This is a genomic window from Sphingobacterium sp. FBM7-1 (assembly GCF_020687765.1).
Classification (GTDB): Bacteria; Bacteroidota; Bacteroidia; order Sphingobacteriales; family Sphingobacteriaceae; genus Sphingobacterium.
This window is the reverse complement of the sequence record NZ_JAJEWJ010000002.1, coordinates 556910-563195: the sequence shown is the minus strand read 5'-3', so window position 1 is coordinate 563195 and position 6286 is coordinate 556910. Positions and strand designations below refer to the sequence as shown.

4 protein-coding genes and 1 rRNA gene are annotated in these 6286 nt (G+C 42.6%); 1 reads left to right on the top strand and 4 read right to left on the bottom strand.

Features of this window, described 5'->3' with window-relative positions; genetic code table 11:
• From LKO28_RS06770 to LKO28_RS06755, 4 genes are all read right to left on the bottom strand, one after another.
• Positions 1 to 64 (bottom strand): 16S ribosomal RNA (locus LKO28_RS06770); the annotation flags it as partial.
• 466 nt (positions 65 to 530) lie between these two features.
• Positions 531 to 1514, bottom strand: coding sequence for a hypothetical protein (locus LKO28_RS06765; RefSeq protein ID WP_227693940.1), 984 nt, complete (start codon positions 1512 to 1514; stop codon positions 531 to 533).
• Positions 1515 to 1608: 94 nt separating this feature from the next.
• Positions 1609 to 3720 (bottom strand): type IA DNA topoisomerase, encoded by a 2112-nt coding sequence (locus LKO28_RS06760; protein ID WP_227693939.1) that lies wholly within the window; start codon positions 3718 to 3720, stop codon positions 1609 to 1611.
• Positions 3721 to 3738: 18 nt separating this feature from the next.
• Positions 3739 to 5085 carry a deoxyguanosinetriphosphate triphosphohydrolase gene (locus tag LKO28_RS06755; RefSeq protein WP_227693938.1) on the bottom strand — a complete coding sequence of 449 codons (1347 nt, stop codon included), beginning with the start codon at positions 5083 to 5085 and terminating at the stop codon, positions 3739 to 3741.
• A gap of 114 nt (positions 5086 to 5199) precedes the next feature.
• On the opposite strand from LKO28_RS06755, the gene LKO28_RS06750 reads away from it, so the two are divergent.
• Positions 5200 to 6267: an aldose epimerase family protein gene (locus tag LKO28_RS06750; protein ID WP_227693937.1), complete on the top strand. Its 1068-nt coding sequence runs from the start codon at positions 5200 to 5202 to the stop codon at positions 6265 to 6267.
• Positions 6268 to 6286 lie beyond the last annotated feature (19 nt).

Sequence of the window (6286 nt, the reverse complement as noted above, 5' to 3'; positions counted from 1 at the left end):
CGACTTGCATGTATTAGGCCTGCCGCTAGCGTTCATCCTGAGCCAGGATCAAACTCTCCATTGTAAAAATGTAAAGTGACCCCGGTCTGTATCTTAGACCGGATCGTCAGTATTAATGTACTGTACGGCCCGGACCGGATTGATTGTAAATCTTAAATCTACAGCAATCCCCCTTCAATGGGGTAACTGCTGCGCTACATGATCATCTATCTTTAAAGAACTTCTATCGCCGCCGCATCGCGCTTGAGCTATTATACAGAACCGGAAAAAACCGGTCGTGCTATCTTGTTTTGTTACCCCTCGTTCCCGAAGGGACTGCAAAGGTAAGGAAGTTTTGTGAAAGAAGCAAATAAAAAATTTATTTTGTTTCTAAACCCTCTTTTCAGCTTCGGTGACCGTTATCCGGCCATCCTCCCTCCCTCGCGGAGTGGTGCAAAGGTAGAAACTTTTATAACACACTCCAAGAACAAATACACTATTTACACCCCAATAACCCTTAAAACACTGACGGATTGAGGAATAAATTTTCCTTACACCTTTGGCAAATCAATCATCTTCCGAAACTGACCGTTTTCATCAAAGAGAAAACTCATCGGATTCTCCGGATCCTTAATGATTTCAAATAGCGTATAGCCCCAAGGTTTCCAAAAATTCTCCAACACCTGGCCGTATGTTTTCGTTTGCCAATCATCAAAAATAGGCTTCAGGGTCCAGTCATTTAAAGGCATCGGCTCTATAAACACCTTATCGAGCGTCTCCATATAAGTATATTCCGGCAACCGATTAAACAAATAAGCGGAATAAAAATACCGGGCACAAATTTCTTCAAATTGGATCGGATGTAAAACCTGCTGCCCTAAGCCATTTAAAATCTCCTCATGATAGATCGCATTTGTTCCATTATCCTGTAACGTTGCAATAACCGCAAAATCTCCCATGCGTATCGAAAAAACCAAGGAATTTATCTCATCCCTATACAAAAACGTCTCTGGCGCATTATCGACTGGAAACACCTGAACTCGAAACGGATTCACATGTTCAAATTCTACAGGTAGGACGAGCGACTGCAGCATAAAATGCAAATTCCGAAATTTGTGCACTAATGCTTGAGAGAAATTCATTTCCTCTCCACTAGCGATCGTTTGCCGAATTCCTGCTTGTATTTCATTGAAAACAACACCATACAAAATTTTGCCTATCCACTGGAACAGCAAATGTTCCGGAATATCCTTCACGGCTCCATAACCAGCTTTCATCGCCTTCGCCACACGCTCTTCCACTTGTTCTAAGGCCTGCGCCACCTTCATCGAACAAGGCAATTTAAGCGACTTATAGGTGACGATATTTTCATCCAACATTTTAAAGGGCTTTTCTTCAAGATCAAACGCTTGCATCATCCAAACGGGAAACACCTGAACCTGTTCATCCGCAGATTCGAGCGATTCGCCGGTCAAAAAACACGCACGGTTATCGAATTTAAAAGCAATAAATGGATTATAAAGTCTTGATTCCATAGTGGAAGCAAATGTAGGGTTTTGAAGTTTGTTTTTACCTCTTTTGAACCTTTTTGTCGTCGTGTAAGATTATTCGTGACATTATCCTAACGCTTTAAACAATGCTCACCTTAAAATCGGCAAAGACAAGCGAGCCATCTACGGATTGGCCTTCTTTATTTTTTAAACCTTTAAATGTAGAAGTCTTCCCTTTCTCTAATAGACTCTTCATTTCTTTTTCTTCCAGAAACACGCCATTTAACGTTCGCCAAATCTTAAAATCACAACCACGAGCATAATGATCACATTGCGCGATCTTATCAAACAAAAGCATATTACCCGCTATACATTTCGGACACTTTATCTTCCCCTTTTGCTGCGGCTTTATTTCTTCTTGCTGAATAGTAAGTCGTAATTGCAGAAGTTCCTTCGTGATTTTCGCCGTATAATCTTTAATATGCTTCATAAAAACATCATACGACACTTTATTGGCACGCATCTCTTCCAGCTTCTGCTCCCATTTACCAGTCAAGGTAACCTTCGCAATAGAGCGATCCTTCACGAGCCGATAAACCGTAATCCCCTTCTCCGTAGGTATCAGTTTCTTTTTATCACGCTTAATATAATCTCGCTGAAACAGCGTTTCTATCGTTGCTGCACGGGTAGCCGGTGTACCTAAGCCACAGTCTTTCATAGCTTGTCGCATTTCGTCGTCTTCGATCTCTTTGCCGGACGTTTCCATTGCTTTCAAAAGTGAGGCTTCTGTATGTATAGGCTTTGCTTTTGTGAAACGTTCCCCCAATTCCAGCGACAAAATCTCCAACAACTCATCCGTTGATAGCTTTGGCAATTGCGCATTCTCATTATCTTGATCGTCGGCATTCTTTTCCTCATCAGGCACCTCCACCTGCTCGGCAGACAAACGCCAACCATACTGCCGAATAACCGTCCCCTTCGCAATCAACTCCAACCCTTCCGCATCAATCGTAACGGTAGTAATATCTTTAAGACATACCTCCGAGAAGCTCTCGACCATACGCTTTGCGATCATGTTATAGATATGCCGTTGCTCTTTGCGCAGTGGCCCGGGCTTTTCTTCTGTCACTAGCAAAGCATGATGGTCTGTCACCTTCTTGTCATCAACAGATCTTTTATTTAATTTCGCACCGATAAGATGACGACTTATTGCTGCGATTTCTTCATCCGCCGTATCAGCAAGATGCTGAAAAAGCTCTCCTATTTGTTCAAAAACATCTTCTCCTATATAACGAGATCCTGTACGCGGATAGGTAATCACTTTATTTTCATACAGGGTCTGCGCAATACTCAGTGTCTGATCAGCCGAATACCCGTATCTTTTATTGGCATCCTGCTGCAGCGATGTTAAATCAAATAGTAAAGGCGGCGGCTCTTTGGTTTCCTTCGCTTCGACTTTAATTACCTTGGCGGCTATCCCCACCTCGAGCTTTGAAATCGCCAACTCCGCATCCTCCTTCTTTTCTATTTTAGAAGAAGTGGCTTTAAACCGGATAGCGTCTTTTTCAAACCCCGCCTGTATTTTGTAGAAAGCTTGAGGCTTAAAATTCTTGTTTTCTATATATCGAGCACAGATCATAGCCAAAGTAGGCGTTTGTACCCGCCCCAGGGATAAGAGTCCCCTGTTTCCCGCCGCCAAAGTCAATGCTTGTGTAGCATTTATCCCAATCAACCAATCCGATTCTGAACGGGATTTTGCAGACATATATAAGCTATCGTATTCCGCTCCGTCTTTTAAGTTAGCAAAACCCTCCTTTATAGCCTTGTCTGTCTGAGAAGAAATCCAAAGTCGTTTAAAGGGTACTTTTGCCCGAAGATAATAATAGATATTTCTGAAAATCAATTCTCCTTCACGCCCAGCATCTGTGGCTACGATAATTTCCTCAGCTTGTGCTATTAATTCCTTGATCGTATTCAATTGCTTACTTGCCCCGGCATCATCTACCTGCTTTCCATCCCGCTTGATCTTTTTTACTTCCAAACGAAATTCGGGTGGTATAATCGGCAAATTAGACACAGCCCACGTGGCATAACCATACGCCTGCGGCGTACACAACTGCACCAGATGACCAAAAGCATATGTAAAAGCATAACCATTACCCGCAATATATCCATCTTTGACCTCCTTAGCTCCCATCACGCGTGCCAAATCCCGCGCAACAGATGGCTTTTCCGCTATAACAACTTTCATCAAATTATGCAGTTAAATTTATTTCAACGACGGAATAGATATACCTTTAATTTTACGATATAAATCCACCGCATAAATATCAGTCATCCCCGAAACATAATCCAACACCGTTCGAATTTTTGTATAGGTATCAGTTTGGTTCGTGTGAAACTGCGGCGGAATCATCGCAACGATTTTTTTATCAAAATGTCCTTTTTCTTTTTTTAAATAGGCCGGAATGAACTCTTCCAACAACGCATTCATGACCTTAAAACCAGCAATTTCAATTTGCACGACCGTGGGCGCATTATAGATTCGTTCAATTGATATTTCCGATATCTTCTTTAACTGCGCCACTATAGGGTCATCTAATGCGTCCATTAACGGCATATCAAAGGAACCCTCCAAAAACATATCTTGATTTTTTGCAAAAACGCGGGCACAGCCATGAATCAACGTATTAATGGCCTTCGCGCGTAGGAGTTCCACACGACTACCGGTATCCACCAAAGTATCCAATCGGCTCCGTAGATCTTCCCCCCCACACAAAGGCAACAACAGTTCTTCCACTTCTGCATAAGAAAGTATCTTCAAATGATGAGCGTCTTCCAAATCAATGATATTATAACATATATCATCCGCAGCCTCCACTAGGTAGACCAACGGATGGCGCAAATAACCCGTAGGGTTCGTCGGATCCTTTTGCAGCCCTAGCTCCTCGGCAATTTTTTGGAATGTGGTGATTTCCGTATCGAAGTAGCCGTATTTCTTCCGATGATGGTTGCCTTTCTGATGCCCATCGATCGCCGAACAAGGGTATTTCACAATGGAAGCCAAAGTGGCGTAGGTCAATGCAAATCCCTTTTTATCTTTTCCAGCAAACGCATGCGTTAAAATACGCAATGCATTCGCATTACCTTCGAAATGGGTCAAATCCGCCCATTCTTCGGCCGTCACTTCCGTCTGATATTTCTGTCCGTCGCCCGCAGTGAAATAGGAAGAGATAGCTGCTTCACCCGAATGCCCAAAGGCCGGATTTCCCAAGTCATGCGATAAACAAGCCGCAGAAACAATATTTCCAACCTCTTGCAAAAAAGGATATTCTTTGTCGATGTCCGGATTTTCTTTTTTCATTATATTATAAAAAAGACGCCCCAACGATCGCCCCACACTGGCTACCTCCAAACTATGTGTTAAGCGATTATGCACAAAGACAGCACCTGGTAATGGAAACACCTGTGTTTTATTCTGCAATCTCCTAAAAGGTGAAGAAAATATTAATCGATCATAATCCCGTTGAAATTCCGATCGCGCATCAATTTGATCGCTCTCTTCGCGATACTCATACCCCCAACGCTTTGCGGACAATAACTGTTTCCAATTCATGTAAAATATATGTTTTACGTTTGGTAACAAAGATAAGGTTTATTGGATATATCAGCCCTTCGTTTGAGCATATCAAGCTTATTCCTTATATTTATAGCGTAAATCCTATACATCATGGTTATTTATTCACTTCCACGCTATCAAGATTTTGAACATAAAATCGATGGCAAAAAAACGCATCTTTTTATTTTAAGGAACCGCACAGGCATGCAAGTCGCTTTCACAGATTATGGCGCTCGTATTGTTAGCATCTTAGTTCCGGATAAGGCTGGAAATCTTCGAGATGTATTGTTAGGATTTAATTCCATCCATGACTACCTACAAGCTGACGAACAGTATCACGGCGCCACTATCGGCCGCTTTGCTAACCGCATCGCGCATGGCAGCTTTCAATTGGACGGAGAAAAATATACCTTACAACAAAACAACGGACGTAACTCTTTACATGGCGGCGCAACGGGTTTTCATACTAAAGTCTGGGATAGACGCACTTCTTTCAAAAACAAAATAGATTTCTGCTATATTTCACCAGACGGAGAAGAAGGATTCCCGGGAAATTTAAAGGTCACCGTCACTTATGAATTGACAGAAAACAATGAAATCAGCATTAAATATCTGGCAGAGACAGATAAGAAAACGGTGATCAACCTGACGAACCACGCGTACTTCAATTTAGATGGAGAAGGACATGGGGATGTGCTGGATCACATCTTACATATTCCCGCTGATCATTTCCTGCCCATCGACGAACATCAAATTCCAATCGACCAACCAGTTCCCGTGGAAGGCACCCTGTTTGACTTCCGCTCTCCCAAGCGACTTTCGACAGACATTACTAAAGACGACGAGCAATTAAGAAGAGGTAACGGCTATGACCACACCTTAGTTAACAATCAGCCTTTCTCCAAAATAGCCGCCTCCGCCTTTTCTCCTCATTCTGGAATTCGGCTGGAGGTACTTACGACCGAACCGGGAATACAACTTTATACCGGAAATTTTCTGTCGGGCAAGGATATCGGAAAGTCTGGCCGCCCTTATCCATCGCGATCCGCTTTCTGCTTCGAAACCCAGCATTACCCAAACAGTCCCAACAACCCTCATTTCCCATCAGTTGTCTTAGAGCCGGGAGACCGGTGGGAATCTGAAACGATATATAGGTTTTGTATAAAAAAGGAGATGTAAATTTACATCTCCTTTTTTT